This is a genomic window from Streptosporangium sp. H13245, from assembly GCF_055690525.1.
This window is the reverse complement of record NZ_JBSZKT010000018.1, coordinates 1-18,909: the sequence shown is the minus strand read 5'-3', so window position 1 is coordinate 18,909 and position 18,909 is coordinate 1. Positions and strand designations below refer to the sequence as shown.

The 18,909-nt window shown below is 72.5% G+C and carries 5 protein-coding genes; 1 reads left to right on the top strand and 4 read right to left on the bottom strand.

Annotated elements, in window-relative coordinates; all coding sequences use genetic code 11:
* Nucleotides 1-247 precede the first annotated feature (247 nt).
* Nucleotides 248-1,192, top strand: a complete 945-nt coding sequence (locus tag ACW9TB_RS23735; RefSeq protein ID WP_472750254.1) for an acyltransferase domain-containing protein — start codon at nt 248-250, stop codon at nt 1,190-1,192.
* An 80-nt stretch (nt 1,193-1,272) separates the two neighbouring features.
* Here ACW9TB_RS23735 and ACW9TB_RS23730 read toward each other — a convergent pair whose 3' ends face one another.
* The 4 genes from ACW9TB_RS23730 to ACW9TB_RS23715 are packed head-to-tail and all read right to left on the bottom strand — an operon-like array spanning nt 1,273 to nt 18,849.
* Nucleotides 1,273-3,798: a cytochrome P450 gene (locus ACW9TB_RS23730; RefSeq protein ID WP_472750253.1), complete on the bottom strand. Its 2,526-nt coding sequence runs from the start codon at nt 3,796-3,798 to the stop codon at nt 1,273-1,275.
* Nucleotides 3,799-3,800: 2 nt separating this feature from the next.
* Nucleotides 3,801-5,276, bottom strand: a complete 1,476-nt coding sequence (locus tag ACW9TB_RS23725) for an FAD-dependent oxidoreductase (protein ID WP_472750252.1) — start codon at nt 5,274-5,276, stop codon at nt 3,801-3,803.
* Complete coding sequence (locus ACW9TB_RS23720) at nt 5,273-8,449, bottom strand: type I polyketide synthase (protein WP_472750251.1); 3,177 nt, start codon at nt 8,447-8,449, stop codon at nt 5,273-5,275. The genes ACW9TB_RS23725 and ACW9TB_RS23720 overlap by 4 nt, the downstream gene beginning before the upstream one ends.
* Nucleotides 8,446-18,849 (bottom strand): SDR family NAD(P)-dependent oxidoreductase, encoded by a 10,404-nt coding sequence (locus ACW9TB_RS23715; protein WP_472750250.1) that lies wholly within the window; start codon nt 18,847-18,849, stop codon nt 8,446-8,448. The genes ACW9TB_RS23720 and ACW9TB_RS23715 overlap by 4 nt, the downstream gene beginning before the upstream one ends.
* Nucleotides 18,850-18,909: the final 60 nt, after the last annotated feature.

Below are 18,909 nucleotides of genomic sequence, written 5' to 3'. Positions count from 1 at the left end.
TGAGATATCGAAATGTTTCAGAGGTCCGACTTCTGCCACAGCTCTGAGCTGGAAGCCCGTCACCACCTATCCCGAAACGTATGGAAACTAGCTGAAAACGCGGCAGGGTTCCTCAGGTGGGCCAGCTGTCCCGAAACTTTCGCCACTCCGAGCGGCCCCTCGGACAGCCGCCGGGCGGGTCGGCCGGACGGGCGACGTCCCGCTGCGGATCATGCCGTCGTAACCGTCGGCCGGTAGGATCGTCCGCGTGGATCTGGACGTCATCGCCGCCCGGCTCGGAGTGCCCACCGAGGACGTCGACCGCGTGCACCGGCTCGCCGGTGACCGGCCATCGGCTCCGCTACCCGCCAAGGCCGACGCGCCCGCGATCCTCGACCGGCTCGCGGTGCGGCCGGACGACGTCGCCGAGATCATGGCGGGCTGGCCCGATCCCGGCTCCCCCCTGTGGACTCCCGAGCTGCGCTGGCTGCTCGACCGCTCGACCGCCCTGCTCCGCGCCGACCTCGGGGGCCACGACTGGCTGCCGCCCGGCCCGGAGCTGCCGCGCGAACGGGGCCCCGCCTGGCGGCACCTCTACGTGTACGCGTACCTGGCCCTGGTCGACGTCGTCACGGGCTACCACCGCGACCACGGCATCGCCGACGCCGTGTCGTGGGCGACCCTCGCGGACCTGGGCCGCAACCTCGCGGTCGACCGGCGGATGCGCCGCGAGGGCTGGCCGGTCATGCAGAGCTGGCTGACGCTGCACGCGCGCGGCGGCGTCTACGAGCTGGGCCGGTTGCAGTACCAGCGCGGTGGCACCAGCCTCGACCTGCACATCCCCGAGTCGGGGCCGATGACCCCTGAGGCGGTCGCGGCGTCACTCGACGAGGCCCGCGCGTTCTTCCCGCGCCACTTTCCCGACGAGCGCTACACGGCGTTCTCCTGCGGCTCGTGGCTGCTCGACCCGCAGCTGCTGGAGTATCTCCCCGAAGACTCCAACATCGTCCGGTTCCAGCGGAGGTTCGAGCTGGAGCCCTACGAGGAACCGGCGGGGCTGGACGCCGACGTCGAGGTGCTGCGGTTCGTGTTCCGCACCCTGACCACGCCGCTCGACCGGCTGCCGCGCCGCACCGTGCTCCAGCGCGCGATCGTCGACCACCTGAGCGCAGGCCGCCACTGGCGGATCCGCCGGGGCCGCTTCCCGATCTAGCCCTGTCTCACCGGGAGCGCCGTCCCGCCCCGGCCGTGTACGGCGAGGGCGGGACGGATCTCCTCAGGGCGGCCTCACCCTCACTTCAGGATCACGGGCAGCTCGGCCAGCCCGCGTACCACCATGCCCTCGTTGCGCGCCGGGTTCTCCTCGGCCAGCCGCATGTCGAGCCGCGCCAGCGCGCCCACCGCCACCTGCGCGGTCACCCTCGCCAGCGGCGCGCCGACGCAGTAGTGGATGCCGTGGCCGAAGCCGAGGTTGCGCGCCCCGGAGCGCCGGGTCAGGTCCAGCTCGTCCGGGTTCTCGTAGACCCTGGGGTCGCGGGCGGCCCCGCCGAGCACGAGCAGCAGGGTCTCCCCCGCCTTGACCGGGGTGTCTCCGACCTTGGTGTCCTCCAGCACCAGCCGGGAGATCATCTGGGTCGGCCCGTCGAAGCGGAGCAGCTCCTCCACCGCCCCGGCGACCTCCCCCGGGTTGGCGCGCAGCCAGGCGAGCTGGCCGGGGTTGCGCAGCAGGGCGAGCACTCCGTTGCCGATGAGGTGCACGGTGAGCGCGTACCCCGCGCTGATCAGCAGGGTGCAGGTGGTGACCAGCTCGCTCTCGGTGAGCTTGTCGCCCTCCTGTTCCGCGGCCACCAGTGCGCTGACCAGGTCGTCCGCGGGCTCGGCGCGCCGCTGGGCGGCCAGGGCCGCGAAGTAGCGGTTGAACCGCTCCCGCCCGCCCTGGCGCTGGCCCACCTGGTCGCGGGTGAGCACGAAGTCCGGGTCGAGGCCGCGCCCGATCGCGGTGGACCAGGCGCGGAACTCCGCGAGGTTGTCGTCGGGGACGCCCATCAGCTCGGCGAGCAGGATGCTGGGCAGCGGGTGGGCGACCGCCTTCATGAGGTCGACGGGGCCCGTCGTCCCGGCCTCGCGGGCCTCGGCGATCAGCTCGGCGACCAGCTGCTCGGCCCTGGGCCGCAGCCCCTCCACCACCCTGGCGGTGAACGCCTTGCTCACCAGGCCCCGGAGCCGGGTGTGGTCGGGCGGGTCCATGAAGGCGAACTGCCGTACCGGGTTGCCCTCGGCGTCCTTGGCGAAGTGGTCGGCCACGAGGTGGCCGTCGCCCCAGCCGTTGCGGGGGTCGGCGAGCGCCTCGGTGACCTCGGCGTGCCCGGTCACGACCACGGTGCCCGCGGGGGTGCGCACCACGGGCCCCTTCTCGGCGATCCGCCGGTAGATCGGGTACGGGTCGTCGCGGAAGGCCGGGTCGAACGGGTTGAACGGCAGCATCTGCGAGATGATGTACTGCCCGGCCTGCTGCGGCAGGGACGAGGGCGGCAGCTCCGGCGCCGCGGGCACCGGCACGGCGCTGACGCCGTCGTAGGCCACCGGCATTCGCAGGATCACGGTGTGCTTGTTGTCCTTGGCCCACTCGACGGGGCCGGTGAGCCGGATCCGCTCCACCCGGTCGAGCAGCGCCTCCAGGACGAGCCGGATGTCGAGCCGTCCCATCTGCTCGCCCATGCAGCTGTGTCCGCCGAAGCCGAAGGCCAGGTGCGGGTTGTGCGCGCGGCGGATGTCGAAGGTGAACGGGTCGTCGAACACGGTCTCGTCCCGGTTGGCCGACGCCCACCAGAAGGTCACCTTGTCCCCGGCCTTGATCTTCGCGCCACGGAACTCCACGTCCCGGGTCGCCGTCCGCCGGTTGTACGGGGTGGGCGAGGCCCAGCGCAGGATCTCCTCGATGGCCCCGGGCAGCAGGGAGCGGTCGGTGCGGAGCGCGTCCCACTGGTCGGGGTGCTCGGCGAGGGCGAGCAGGCCCAGCGCGATCGCGTTGCGCGGCGGCTCGGTTCCGGCCCCGAGCGTCAGGTTGAAGAACACCTCCCGCTCGTACTGGCCCAGCGGCGGCTGGCCGGAGCCTTCCGGGATCTCCGCCCGGCCCACGGCCGACATCAGGTCGGCCTCCGGGGCCGCCTGCTTGCCCTTCAGCACGCCCGTGCCGTACTGGTAGAGCGCCAGCCGGGCCATCTGCGAGCGCTCGTTGTCCTCGCCCGCCTCCCGGTCGTCGAAGCCGGTGCTGACGTCCACCCATCCCAGCAGCGCGTCCCAGTCCTGGCGGGGCGCGCCGAGCAGCCGCAGCGCCGACTTGATCGCGAACTGCCCGGCGATGTCGCCGATCAGCTCGCCCTCGCCCTTGGCCACCGCGTCGGCCACCACGGAGTCGGCCAGGGCGCGCAGCTCGGGTTCGACGGCCGCCAGCGTGTCGCCCGTCGCGCCCGGCTGGACCTGGTCCTTGATCAGCTGGTGCCGGGGGTCGTCCATCATGTTGAGCAGCGTCCCGGCGTGCACCCCGGGGGCGAGGTCGTCGATGTGCGTGCCGCCGCCGGTGCGTCCGCCGCCGCCCTGGGAGGAGAAGACCGGGTCGTGCGCGGCGGCGACCATGTCCTCGTAGCGGCTCAGCACCCAGAAACCCTCGCCGTCGGCGGTCTTGCCGGGCGGGTGGAACAGGATGCCCTCCTCCTGGCGCAACCTCGTGAAGACGTCGTGCGGGAAACCCTCGGCGTATCTGCCGCGGTCCGACAGGTCGAAACCGCCGAGGACCGGGGGGAACTCTTCGGATGACATGACTATCGCTCCAGGGTGGGAGTGGGGAGGATCCGCTTCAGTGCGCGGACGAGCGGGGGAAAGTCGGTCTCCCGGCCGGCCGCGGCGACGTAGCCGTCGGGCCGCAGCAGGACGAACCCGCTGCCCGCGGTGGTGCGGTGGCGGTGCGCGACCAGGGTGGGCTCCTCCTCGGCCAGCTCGCGCCCGCGGCGGCTCATCGTGCCGTCCGCCGGGCCCATGCTGACGAGCTGGAAGCGCCCGATCGGGTCGGGGTCGGGTTCGAGGGGCCACTCGGGGCTGCGGGTACCCGGTACGGGCAGGCCCCGGGGAGTCTTCCGGCCCGCCAGGCCGAGGGCGTCGGGGTAGCGCACCTGCCACCCGGCGAGCATGGGGACCAGCTGCCTGGCCAGTACGCCGGTGCGGTGGGCCAGGCTCATGAGCGTGTTGCGCACCACGAGGGCCACCGGCCCGAGCACCGCGTTGCGGGTCATCCTGCCGGTGGCCGCGACGGTCTGCTCGGCCGCCGCGTGCCGCTCGGCGTCGTAGCTGTCCAGGATCGCCGGGGCGTACCTGCCCTCGATCACACCGGCCAGCTTCCACGCCAGGTTGCGTACGTCGGCGAAGCCGAGGTTGAGCCCCTGCCCGCCGGTCGGGGTGTGCACGTGCGCGGCGTCGCCCACCAGGAAGCAGCGGCCCGCGCGGAAGGTGTTGGCGACGCGCTCGCTGCTGGTGAAGACGGAGACCAGCGTCACCTCCGTGAAGCGCAGCCCGCCGGGCCCGCGCTCGTCCAGCATGCGCCGCGCCGTCTCGGGCGTGACGACGGTGTCGCCGCCGTCCAGGGTGCCGGAGATGCGGGCCTTGCCGCCGGGCAGCGGCGCGATGAGCATCACGCCCGTCCGGCCCAGGTAGTAGTTGACCGAGTCGGTGTCGAAGGCGCCCTCCAGCGGGCCCTCGGCGATCAGGAACGAGGTGGGGACCTGCTCCCCGGGGAACACGATGCCGAGCTTCTCGCGGACCGTGCTGTGGTGGCCGTCGGCGCCGACGAGCCAGTCGGCCGTCAGGACGACCTCGGTGCCGTCGGCCCGATGCGCGGTGACCGTGACGGAGTCGGGGCCGGTGACCAGGCCGGTCACCCGCAGGCCGCGTTCCACCGTGCCGCCGAGCCTGCGCAGCTCCTCCTCCAGCAGCTCGCCGGTGTCCTGCTGGGGCAGCACCAGCGGCGCGTGGTGCGGGTCCAGCGGCAGCCGCAGTACGGTGCCCGGCGCGGTGTGGTAGCTGAGCGCCTGGATGGCGACGCCCCGCTTGTCCGCCTCGGCGCGCAGCCCCAGCCCGTCGAAGAGCTCCAGGGAGTACGGCCACAGCAGCACCGCCCGCGATCCCCTCGCCCCCTCCTTCTCCGCGTCCACCACCGTCACCGCGACGCCTCGGCGGGTCAGCTCGACCGCCGTCATGAGACCGCAGGGCCCGGCCCCGATGATCAGCACCTTGCTCGTGTTCATCTCTCTCGCACCTCTGGCACCGTGGGGAGGCCCGCCAGCAGATGCCGGGCGAGCGCTCTGGGGGTCGGATGTTCGAAAACCAGGGCCACCCGCAGCGGCAGCCCGGTGGCCCGGCTCAGCCGGTTCCTGAGCTCCATCGCCGTCAGCGAGTCGAGCCCGAGGTCGGGAAGGGGGTGGTCCGCTCCGATCGTGCCGGGGGTGTCCAGCCGGAACACGGCGGCGGCGTGGGCGCGTACGAGATCCAGCAGGACCTCCTCCCTCTCGTCACGGTCGAGCCCGGCGAGCCGCTCGGCCAGGGCGGCCTCCTCGGCGGGGTCCTCTGTTGGGTTCTTTGTGGGGTCCGTGCCGAGCGCGCGGGCGGTGTATCCGGCCGACAGCCAGTAGCGCCGCGACTCGAAGGGGTAGGTCGGCAGGTCCACCCGGCGGGCCGGGGTCAGCACCCGCGTCCAGTCGACCCGCGCGCCGTGGACGTGGGCCCGCGCGGCGGAACGCAGGAAGTCGTCCGGTCCCGCCTGGTCGCGCCGCAGGGTGGGTACCACCGCCACCTCGGCGCCCGCCGCCTCGGCGCTCTCCTGGACGCCGACGGACAGCACCGGGTGGGGGCCGCACTCCACGAACAGGGTGTGCCCGTCGCCGAGCAGCGCCCCGACCGCGTCGGCGAAGCGGACCTGCTCGCGCAGGTTGCGGTACCAGTACGCGGCGTCCAGGCCGGTGGTGTCGGCGGGCCGCCCGGTGACGGTCGAGTAGAACGGCACCTCGGACGCCTTGGGCACGATCGGCGCCAGGTCGGCCAGCAGCCGGGAGCGGACGGCCTCGACCTGCGGCGAGTGCGAGGCGTAGGCGACCCGGACCGTCCTGGCGCGCACCCCGTCGGCCTCACACTCGGCCAGCAGCCCGGCCAGCGCGTCCGTGTCCCCGGCGACGACGACGGAGGCGGGGCCGTTCACCGCGGCGAGCGAGAGGCGGCCGTCCCAGCGGGCCAGCCGTCCGGCCACCCGCTCGGCGGGGAGCGCGACGGACAGCATGCCGTACCCGCCGGTCAGCCCGGCCAGCGCCGCGGACCGCAGCGCGACGACCCTGGCCGCGTCGTCGAGGGACAGCGCGCCCGCGACGGTGGCGGCGGCGATCTCGCCCTGCGAGTGACCGGCCACCGCGGCCGGGCGTACCCCCAGCGACCGCCACAGGCCCGCCAGCGCGACCATCACGGCCCACAGCGCGGGCTGGACGACGTCGTGCCGGTCCAGGCCGGGCGCGCCCTCGTCACCCCGGAGCACACCGGTGAGGGACCAGTCCACGTACGGGGCGAGCGCCTCGGCGCAGCGGGCGATCTCCTCGGCGAACACCGGGGACGCGCGCAGCAGCTCGGCGCCCATGCCCGGCCACTGGGCGCCCTGCCCGGAGAAGACGAACGCCACCCGGGCGCCGTCCGGTGGCGCCACGCCCTCGACGACGTCGGCGGAGGGCTGTCGCCCGGCCAGCGCGTCCAGCGCGCGGTCGAACCGCTCCCGTCCGGTGCCGATGAGGACGGCCCGGTGCTCGAAGGAGGCGCGGGTGGTGGCCAGCGACCAGGCCACGTCCGCCACCGTGTTCGTTGTGTCCGATTTTTCTGGCTTGCTCGGGTCAGGGGGCTCCGTCAGGTGCGCGCGGAGGCGGGCGGCCTGCGCGCGCAGCGCGGTGGCGCTGCGCGCCGACAGCACCCAGGGCACCGAACCGCCGTACGCATGCTCCGTCCCGGGTGCGGTGAGCGGCAGTGCGGTAGTGGGGGGCGGTGAGGTGGCGGGGGGTGTGTCCGCCGGGGGTTCTTCGAGGATGGTGTGGGCGTTGGTGCCGCTCACGCCGAAGGAGGAGATCCCGGCGCGGCGCGGCTCGTCGCCCCGGGGCCAGGGGCGCGACCCGGTGAGCAGGGCGACGGCCCCGGAGGACCAGTCCGCCTGCGGCGTGGGCTCGTCGACGTGCAGCGTGCGCGGCAGGACGCCGTGCCGCATCGCCATCACCATCTTGATCACCCCCGCGACACCGGCCGCGCCCGCGCTGTGGCCGATGTTGGACTTGATCGAGCCGAGCCACAGGGGCCGGTCCGTGGGACGGTTCTCGCCGTAGACGGTCAGCAGCGCCTGGGCCTCGATCGGGTCCCCCAGCGGGGTGCCCGTACCGTGCGCCTCCACGGCGTCCACCTGGCCCGCCGCCAGCCCCGCGCCCGCCAGCGCGGCGCGGATCACCCGCTCCTGCGAGGGGCCGTTGGGCGCGGTCAGGCCGTTGGAGGCGCCGTCCTGGTTGACCGCGCTACCCCTGATCACGGCCAGGACCTGATGACCGTTACGACGCGCGTCCGAGAGCCGTTCGAGCAGCAGGACACCCACGCCCTCCGCCCAGCCGGTACCGTCGGCGGCGGCGGCGAAGGACTTGCACCGCCCGTCCGGGGCCAGCCCGCGCTGACGGCTGAACTCCACGAACCCCGCGGGGATGGACATCACCGCCACGCCACCCGCGACGGCGAGCGGGCACTCGCCCAGCCGCAGCGACTGGCAGGCGAGGTGCAGGGCCACCAGGGACGCCGAGCACGCGGTGTCCACGGTGACCGCGGGCCCCTCCCAGCCGAAGCTGTAGGACAGCCTGCCGGACAGCACGCTGGCCGCCACACCGGTCATCTGGTAGCCCACGACGTCCTCGGCCGCCGACTGGAGCAGCGCGCCGTAGTCCTGGCCGCTGGAGCCGATGAAGACGCCGGTGTGGCCGCCGCGCAGCGTGCCCGGGTCGATACCGGCGCGTTCGAGCAGCTCCCAGGAGGTCTCCAGGAGGAGCCGCTGCTGCGGGTCCATGGCCAGCGCCTCGCGCGGGGAGATGCCGAAGAACGCGGCGTCGAAGTCTCCCGCCGTCTCCAGGAACCCGCCCTCGCGGACGTACGACGTGCCCGGGTTGTCGGGATCGGGGTGGTAGAGCGCCTCCATGTCCCAGCCCCGGTCCGAGGGGAAGGGCCCCACGGCGTCCACCTCGCCCGCGACCAGCTCCCACAGGTCCTCGGGGGAGCGTACGCCGCCGGGATAGCGGCAGCTCGCCGCGACGATCGCGATGGGCTCGTGCCGCCGCTGCTCCAGCTCGTGCAGCCGCCGGCGGGTCTCGTGCAGCTCGACCGTGGCGCGCTTGAGGTATTCGCGCAGTTTTTCCTCGTTCACAGCCCGGGTCCTCCCTCGCCGAATTCCGCGTCCAGCAGCCCGAAGAGCTCGTCGTCCGAGGCCTCCTCGACCAGCTCGGCCATGTTCCGCGGCCCGGTGTCGGCCGGATCGCGGGTCAGTTCCGCGACCAGCGTCCGGAGCCGCGCCGTGATGCGCAGCCGCTCGGGATCGGCCGTGTCGAGCGCGCCGAGCGTGGCGGCCAGGGAGTCGAGCCCGGCGTCGACCGACGGCCCGGCCGCGGGATCCAGCCTGCTGTCGAGATAGGCGGCCAGCGCCTCCGCGCTCGGATGGTCGAAGGCCACGGTCGCGGGCAGTTTCAGGCCGGTGGCCACGGCCAGCCGGTTACGCAGGCCGACGGCCGCCAGCGAGTCGAAGCCGAGTTCGAGGAAGGGCCGCGCCGGAGGGACCGCGTCCGGGGAGTCGTGGCCGAGCGCCGCCGCCGCCTCGGCCCGGACGACACGCAGCAGCCGCTGTCGCCGCTCCCCCTCGGACAGCCCGGCGAGCCGTGTCACCAGCTCGGGGGACCGCCCTTCACCGGGCTCCTTCGCGGCCTCGCCCAGTGCCAGCCGTACCTCGGGAAGGTCGGAGATCAGCGGGCGGGCCCGCAGCGCGGTGAACACCGGGGCGAAACGCGCCCAGTCGACGTCGGCGACCGTGACGGTGGCCCGATCCTCCTCGATGGCCTGCCACAGCGCGGCCAGGGCCGCCTCGGTCGCCATGGCGGTCACCCCCCGGCGGCGGAGCTGGTCGCGCCGCTCGGCGTCCGCCTGCCCCGGCTCCTCCCAGAGTCCCCAGGCGACCGAGGTGGCGGTCAGGCCGAGTGCCCTCCGGCGCGCGGCGAGCGCGTCCAGGGAGGCGTCGGCCGCGGCGGAGGCGCCCTGGCCCGCGCCGCCCCACACACCCGCGACGGAGGAGAACAGCACGAAGGCGTCGAGGTCCCGGCCGAGGAGCGCGTCGTGCAGGTTCGCGGCGCCCGCCGCCTTCTCCCCGAGCGCTCCGGCGAGAGTCGGTACGTCGAGGTCGGCGAGCGCGGCCACGCCCGGCACGCCCTCGGCGTGGAACACGGCGGTGAGGTCGGGCACCGTGCCGAGCAGCTCCTCGACCGCGCGCCGGTCGGCCAGGTCGCACCTGACAACCGAGACGCGCCGCGCGCCCAGCTCTCCCAACTCGGCCACCAACTGGTCCACGGTCCCGCTCTCAGAAGCACCGGCCTCGGGGGCACCGCCCTCGAAAGCATCGGCCTTGGAGGCACCGGCTTCGGAAGCACCGGCTTCGGAAGCATCAACGAGACGGCCCGGTGACGGGTGCTCGGTGGCTCCGGCCGGACGAGACCGTGGCGAGTACTCGGGAGCATCGGCGGGACGTGTCAGCAGCAGGTGTTCGACACCCTCGGCCGCCAGGCGGCGGGCGACGGCCGCGCCGAGACCGTCGGTGCCGCCCGTGACGAGGACGGTCCCCGTAGGCCGGAACTCCCGCCGCCGTACCGGCGCACCCGCGCGGACGAGGCGGCGGACCAGCGGGCCCGCCGAGCGGATGGCGACCTGGTCCTCGGCGCCGCCATCGGCGGTGCTCTCCGACTGGTTCCCCGTGGCCCCCTCTCCCAGCGAGCCCGCCAGTGCGCGGATCAGGTGGTCGGCCTCCCGATGGCCGAGCGACTCGGGAAGGTCGACCAGGCCGCCCCAGAGCCGCGGATACTCCAGCGCGACCGCGAGGCCAAGCCCCCATGTCTGCGCCTGGGCGAGGGATCCCGCCCCGCTGGACACGCCGGTGCTGGTGGTGCCGGTGCCGCCCGCATCGGTGGTACCGACGTCGGCCCCGTTGACACCGGTCCGGTCTGCGTCGGTCCGGCCCGCGTTGATCCCGCCCATATCGGTCCGGCTCACATTGGTCCGGCTCACATCGGCCCGGTTCACGTCGGCCCGGTTCACGTCGGCCCGGTTCACGTCGGCCCGGTTCACGTCGGTACCGCCGAGGTCGGTGGCGCCGCGGGTGGCGAGCCACAGGGGAGCCGTCACCCCGGCAGCGTCGAGCGCCTTGACCAGGTCGAGCGTACGGGCCAGGCCACGGGGGACGACCGAGTGAGACGGATGCGGCTCCTCGTCGAGCGCGAGCAGGGACAACACCCCGCTGATCGTCCCGGCATCCGCGGGCAGCTGGAGGTCGTCCGCGGAGATCCGTACCACCTCGGCCCCATGCCGTCGTACGGCGGCCTCGCAGGCGTCGGCCAGCGGCTCGCCCTCGGTGGCCGCGAGCAGCCAGGTGCCGCTCAGCACCGGCGTGCCGGTCTCGCTCACCGGTCGCCACTCGACCCGGTACCGCCACGCCCCGGCCCGCTCGGCGGGAGGCGTCCGGGGTGGTTCGAGCCAGTAGCGCTGCCCTTGGAAAGCGTAGGTCGGCAGGTCCACCCGCCTGCCGCGCCCGCCGAGCACGGCCGCCCAGTCCGGCAGGGCGCCCCGCGCGTAGGCCGTCGCGACGGCGGTGTACAGGGCCGTCACCTCGGGTCGTTCTCCGCGCAGTGCCGGGACGAACAGGCTCTCCTCCACCAAGTCCTGGCCCATCGCCGACAGCACACCGTCCGGCCCCAGCTCGACGAACGTCCGCACCCCGCGAGAGTGCAGATAGGCCAGACCGTCGGCGAAACGCACCGCTTCACGGACATGCCGCACCCAGTAGTCGGCGGAGAACTCCGTGACCGGCTCACCGGTCAGGTTGGAGACCACCGGGATCGAGGTAGGACGGTAGGTCACGGTCTCGGCGACCCGGCGAAAGTCCTCCAGCATCGGTTCCATCAGGGGGGAGTGGAAGGCGTGACTGACCCGCAAACGACGGGTCTTACGCCCCTGGGCTGCGAAATAAGCGGATATTTCCGTTACCGCCGCCTCGTCACCCGAGACGACGACCGCCTGCGGGCCATTAACAGCCGCCATCGAAACCGTGCCGGACAGGAGAGGCAACACCTCGGCCTCGGTGGCCTGCAAGGCGACCATGGCTCCGCCTGCGGGAAGCGCCTGCATCAACCGGCCCCGCGCTATCACTAGCTTGGCCGCGTCTTCCAGCGACATCACCCCGGCCACATGAGCCGCCGCCACCTCCCCCACCGAATGACCCAGCAAAAGATCCGGCCGCACCCCCCACGACTCCAACAACCGGAACAACGCCACCTCAACGGCGAACAACGCGACCTGAGCGTTCTCCGTCCGATCCAGCACCCCCTCCGACGAGGAGAACACCAGATCCTTCAACGACCCATCGAAATAGCCATCGACCTCATCGAAAGCGGTCGCGAACACCGGGAATGTCTCGTACAGCTCCCGGCCCATCCCCACCCGCTGAGCACCCTGACCCGTGAACAAAAACCCCAACCCACCCGAACCCGCCACCCCGGAGACCACACCGGTCGAAACATCCCCCGCCGCCAGCTCCGACAGCCGACCCACCAGCTCGTCCCGATCCCGGCCCACCACCACCGCTCGGTGCTCCAACACCGCACGACCCGCCACCAGCGAGTGCGCCACATCCACACTCGACAACGGCGAAGCCCTCACGTACGCACCCAACCGTTCGGCCTGCACCCGCAACGCCGACCCGCTCCCGGCCGACAACGGCCACACCACCACCCCACCGGTGGTGGGAGCGGGAGCGGGGGCCTCGGTCGGGACGGCCTCCACGATGACGTGCGCGTTCGTACCGCTGATCCCGAACGACGACACCCCCGCCCGCCTCGGACGACCCGCCTCCGGCCACGGCACGGGTGAGGTCAGCAGCGACACCGACCCCGACGACCAGTCCACGTGCGGCGACGGCTCGTCCACATGCAACGTCCGAGGCAGCACCCCGTGCCGCATCGCCATCACCGACTTGATCACGCCCGCGACCCCGGAGGCGGCCTGGGTGTGCCCGATGTTCGACTTCACCGACCCGAGCCAGAGCGGCCGGTCGCGGTCCCGGCCGTAGGTGGCGAGCAGCGACTGGGCCTCGATCGGGTCTCCCAGCGCCGTACCGGTCCCGTGCGCCTCGACCATGTCGATGTCGCCGGGCTTAAGGCCCGCGTCGGCCAGCGCGCGGTGGATCACCCGCTGCTGGGAGGGTCCGTTGGGCGCGGTCAGGCCGTTGGAGGCGCCGTCCTGGTTGACCGCGCTACCCCTGATCACGGCCAGGACCTGATGACCGTTGCGACGCGCGTCCGAGAGCCGTTCGAGCAACAGGACACCCACGCCCTCCGCCCAGCCGGTACCGTCGGCGGCGGCGGCGAAGGACTTGCACCGCCCGTCCGGGGCCAGACCGCGCTGACGGCTGAACTCCACGAACGTGCCCGGCGTGGCGAGGACGGTCACACCGCCCGCCAGCGCGAGCGAGCACTCACCGTGCCGCAGCGCGCGGCAGGCCAGGTGCAACGCCACCAGCGAGGAGGAGCACGCCGTGTCGATGGTGACCGCGGGCCCTTCCAGGCCGAAGGTGTAGGCCAGCCGCCCGGAGGCGACGCTGCCCGCGGTGCCGGTCCCGAGGTAGCCCTCCAGCTCACCGGGGACGGCGGGCAGCAGGGTCCCGTAGTCGTGGTACATCATTCCGGCGAAGACGCCCGTGTCACTGCCACGCAGCGACAGCGGGTCGATGCCCGCCCGTTCGAAGAGCTCCCAGGTGGTCTCCAGCAACAGCCTCTGCTGCGGATCCATCGCCAGTGCCTCGCGCGGGCCGATCCCGAACAGTTCGGCGTCGAACCGGTCGGCGTCGTAGAGGAACCCGCCCTCCCGCGTGTAGCTGGTCCCCGGTGTGTCCGGGTCGGGGTCGTACAGCGCGTCGAGGTCCCAGCCCCGGTTGGCGGGGAACAGCGAGATCGCGTCGCCACCGGAGGCCAGCAGCTCCCATAGGTCCTCGGGGGACCGTACGCCGCCGGGATAGCGGCAGCTCATCGCGACGATCGCGATCGGCTCGTCCACGGCGGACGTCCGTACGGCGGGAACGGAGGCGGCGGGCGTACCGGCCAGTTCGGCCGTCACGAAGGCGGCCAGCGCGGCGGGGGTGGGGTGGTCGAAGACCAGCGTGGCGGGCAGCCGCATGCCGGTGGCGGTGTTCAGCCGGTTGCGCAGCTCGACGGCGGTGAGCGAGTCGAAGCCCAGCTCGGAGAACTTGCTCCCCGGCGGCACACCGTCCGGCGTGGGGTGGCCGAGCACGGTGGCCACCAGGGAGCGGACGGCTTCGAGGGCGATCCTCGCGCGTTCCCCCTCCTCCGCCGCCCCCAGCCGCCGTGCCAGCGTGGTCTCACCCGTCGTACGCCGGGGGCGGGCCCGGACCAGGCCGCTCAGCAGGGCGGGGACGTCACCGTCGCGGAGCGCGGCGGTGTCCAGCCGTACGGGTGCCAGGAGGGCCTCGTCCGTCGCGAGGGCGGCGTCGAACAGCGCCAGCCCCTCAGCGGCGCTCAGCGTCGCCCGTCCGGCCGAGGCCGGACCGGCGCCCATGCCGTGTTCCCACAATCCCCAGGCCAGGGAGGTCGCGGGCAACCCCTCAGCCCTGCGACGCGCGGCGAGACCGTCGAGGAAGGCGTTCGCCGCCGCGTAGTTGCCCTGTCCCGCGTTGCCGAAGGTCGACGACGCCGAGGAGAACAACACGAACGCGGCCAGCGGCATCTCCCGGGTCAGCTCATGCAGATGCCAGGCGGCGTCCGCCTTCGGCGCGAGCACCCGGTCGAAGCGCTCAGCGGTGAGCGAGGCCACGACCCCGTCGTCGAGGACGCCCGCCGCGTGCACCACAGCGGTGAGCGGCCGGTCCAACCCCTCCAGCACCCCACGCAACGCCACCCGATCACCCACATCACAGGCCACGATGGTGACCCGGGCGCCCAGCGCCGCCAGCTCACCCTCCAACTCGGCGGCTCCGTCGGCGTCGCGACCCCGCCTGCCGACCAGCAGCAGGTCTCGCGCGCCGTGCTCGGTGACGAGATGACGAGCCACCAGGCCGCCCAGCGCCCCGGTGCCGCCGGTGACCAGCACCGTTCCCTCACCCCACAACGGCCCGGCTCCCGCCGAAGCATCGGCCCGCATCAACCTCGGCGCGTACACCACCCCATCACGCACCGCCACCCCCGGCTCCCCCACCGGCAACCCCTCCGGAACCTCACCCCCTTGTATGACATCGACCACCGCGAACAACCCCGGAAACTCCGCCTGCACCGACCGCATCAACCCCCACACCGCCGACGCCACCGGATCCACGGTTTCATCCGGGCGCACGGCCACCCCGCCACACGTCACCACCACCAACCGCGACGACGACGAACGCCCATCCTCAACCCACCCCCGCACCACCCCCAACACCTCACCCAACACACCCCGCACCCCCGACAGCACATCCCCCTCACGATCCGCGCCGACCCGCACTACCTCTCCCGGCGACACCGCCTCACCACCCACCACCGGCACCCACCCCACCCGGAACAACGAGTCGGGGGTCTCGCGCAGCCGTTCGGGCGCGAAGGGGCGCAGGGCGAGCCTGCCGATCGTGGCCACCGGCTCACCCGTGTCACCGGCCAGGACGAGGAACACGGCGTCCGCGCCGTCCGGGGTCATCAGCACGCGCAACGACCGCGCTCCCGTACGGTGCAGCCGTACCCGGTCGAAGGCGAACGGCAGCCTGCCCTGTTCGGTGCCCGGCAGCAGGCCCAGCCCGGCCGCGTGCAGGGCGGCGTCCAGGAGCGCCGGATGGATGCCGAAGCCCTCCACGTCAAGTTCCTCGGGCAGGGCCACCTCGGCGTAGAGCCGGTCGCCGTCCCGCCAGGCGGCCCGCAGCCCCCGGAAGGCGGGACCGTAGTCGAGCCCGGCGGCGGCCATGTCGTCGTACAGCCCGTCCACGTCGACCTCGGCGGCTCCCGGCGGGGGCCATGCCGTCAGGTCGGCGGCCTCTTCCACACCGCCGAGGGCCAGCGTGCCCCGCGCGTGCCGGGTCCACGGGAGGTCCTCCGACGCGCCCTCCTCCCGGGAGAACACGCCCAGGGATCGGCGTCCCGTCCCGTCCGGCGCGCCCACCGACACCTGCAAAAGCCGCGTCCGCGCCTCCGGCAGGAGCAACGGCACCTCCACGACCAGCTCGTCGAGCACGTCGCAACCGGCCTGGTCCCCCGCGTACAGGGAGAGTTCCGCCAGCGCGGTGGCGGGGACCACGGTGAGACCGGCCACGAGGTGATCGGCGAACCAGGGCTGAGCCTGGGTGGAGAGCCGTCCGGTCATCACCACGCCGTCGCCCTCGGCCAGCGGCGTCGTCACGTCCAGCAGCGGATGCCCGGCCGACGGCGCCGACTTCGACGACAACCAGTAGTGCCGGTGCTCGAAGGGGTACGTCGGCAGATCGACGAGCTTCCCGCCACTGCCTTCCTGGTACGCCCTCCAGTCGACCTCCACCCCGGCCACGAACGCCCTCGCCAGTGCCGTGACCAGGTTCTCGGCCTCGGGCCTGTCCTTACGCAGCACCGGAAGGAACAAACCCTCCTCACCTAATGCCGACAACACACCGTCCGGTCCCAGCTCAACAAACGTCTCCACTCCCTGATCCCGTAGATAAGCCAGGCCGTCGGCGAAACGGACCGCCTCGCGGACATGCCGCACCCAGTAATCGGTGGAGAATTCCGTGACCGGCTCGCCGGTCAGGTTGGAGACGACCGGGATCGAGGGGGGACGGTAGGTCACGGCTTCGGCGACCCGGCGGAAGTCCTCCAGCATCGGTTCCATCAGGGGGGAGTGGAAGGCGTGACTGACCCGCAGGCGACGGGTCTTACGCCCCTGAGCTGAGAAATATGCGGATATTTCCGTTACCGCGGCCTCGTCACCCGAGACGACGACCGCCTGCGGGCCGTTAACCGCCGCCACCGAAACCGTGCCGGACAGGAGAGGCAGCACCTCGGCCTCGGTGGCCTGCAACGCGACCATGGCTCCGCCTGCGGGAAGCGCCTGCATCAACCGGCCTCGCGCTATCACCAGCTTGGCCGCGTCTTCCAGGGACATCACCCCGGCCACATGAGCCGCCGCCAGCTCCCCCACCGAATGACCCAACAGGAAATCCGGTCGCACTCCCCAGGACTCCAACAACCGGAACAACGCCACTTCGACAGCGAACAACGCGACCTGAGCGTTCTCCGTCCGATCCAGCACCCCCTCCGACGAGGAGAACACCATCTCTTTCAGCGACCCATCGAAATAGCCATCCACCTCATCGAAAACCGACGCGAACACCGGGAACGCCTCGTACAGCTCCCGACCCATCCCCACCCGCTGAGCACCCTGACCCGTGAACAAAAACCCCAACCCACCCCGCCCAGCCGCCCCCGTAACAACACCCTCCGACAACCGACCTACCAGCTCATCGCGATCCCGGCCCACCACCACCGCCCGGTGCTCCAACACCGCACGACCCGCCACCAACGAATACGCCACATCCACCGCCGACAACTGCGAAGAAGCCCCCACATACGCACCCAACCGCTCAACCTGCGCCCGCAACGCCGACCCACTCCTCGCCGACAACGGCCACACCACCACCCCACCGTCCACACCAGGAGCGGCCTCCTCCTGCGCGGGTGCCTCCTCCACGATCACGTGCGCGTTCGTCCCACTGATCCCGAACGACGACACCCCCGCCCGACGCGGCTCACCCGTCTGCGGCCACGGCACCGACGACGTCAACAACGACACCGCGCCGGAAGACCAGTCCACATGCGGCGACGGCTCATCCACATGCAACGTCGACGGCAACACCCCATGCCGCAACGCCATCACCATCTTGATCACACCCGCCACCCCCGCAGCAGCCTGCGTATGCCCGATATTCGACTTCACCGACCCCAACCACAACGGACGCTCCCGACCCACCCCATAAGCCGCCATCAACGCCTGCGCCTCAATCGGATCACCCAACCGCGTCCCCGTCCCATGCCCCTCCACAGCGTCCACCCCCGACGCCACCACCCCCGCGTCCGCCAACGCCTGAGCGATCACCCTCCGCTGAGAAGGACCATTCGGCGCCGTCAACCCGTTCGACGCCCCGTCCTGATTCACCGCCGAACCCCGCACCACCGCCAACACCCGACGACCACTACGCAAAGCGTCAGAAAGGCGCTCAACCACCAACACCCCGACACCCTCACCCCACCCCGTACCATCCGCAGCACCCGCGAACGACTTACACCGCCCATCCCCCGCCAACCCCCGCTGACGACTGAACTCCACGAACATCCCGGGGGAGGCCATCACCGTCACGCCGCCGACGAGTGCCATCGAGCACTCCCCCTGCCGCAGCGCCCGCATCGCCCAGTGCAACGCCACCAGCGACGACGAACACGCCGTGTCCACCGTCACCGCCGCCCCCTCCAGGCCGAACGTGTAGGCCAGACGTCCCGACATCACACTCGTCGCACCGCCGGTCAGCAGGTAACCGTCCGATCCCTTGTCCGCCTGGTCGTAGCGGGGGCCGTACTCCTGGTACATGCCGCCGACGAAGACCCCGGTGTCGGTGCCACGCAGGGACGAGGGGTCGATCCCGGCCCGTTCGAACGCCTCCCACGAGGTCTCCAACAACAACCGCTGCTGCGGATCCATCGCCAACGCCTCACGCGGAGAGATCCCGAAGAACCCCGCGTCGAACTCCCCCGCCTCGTGCAGGAAAGCCCCCGATCGCGCGTACGACGTACCCGGACGATCGGGGTCGTCGTCGAAGAGGGCGTCCAGGCTCCAGCCCCGGCGGGTGGGGAAGTCAGACACCGCGTCCCGGCCCGAGGCCACCAGCTCCCACAGCTCCTCCGGAGAGGTGACCCCGCCGGGAAGGCGGCAGGCCATGCCGACGATGACGATCGGATCGTCGTCCACCGGACCGGCCGAGACCGGAACCGTGGCCGGGGGCGAGGTCGTGCCCAGCAGTTCCTCGCGGAGGAAGGCGGCCAGGCCGGACGGGGTCGGGTAGTCGAAGACCAGCGTGGCGGGCAGGCGCGTACCGACGGCGGCGCCCAGCCGGTTGCGGAACTCCACGGCCGTCAGGGAGTCGAACCCGAGGTCCTTGAATCCGCTGTCGACGCCGACCGCCTCCGGAGAGGAATGGCCGAGCACCGCCGCGACGTGTTTGCGTACCACATCGAGGAGGGCGCGCCCGCGCTCCGGCTCGGACATGGCGGCCAGGGTCGCGGCGAACGTGGTACCCGGGTCCGCCCGCCTCGCCACCCTGCGCGCGGGGGTCCTCACCAGGCCGCGCAGCATCGCGGGGACGTCGTCGGCGCGGTTTCGAAGGGCGTTCAGGTTCAGCTTCGTCGGTACCAGGACCGGCTCGTCCACGGTCAGGGCGGTGTCGAGTAGTCTCAGCGCCTCCGCCGAGGACAACGCGCCGAACCCCGCCCGGCCCATCCGCGCCAGATCACCCTCACCCAACCCACCCGTGATCCCACTACGCTCCTCCCACAACCCCCACCCCAGCGAAACCCCCACCAA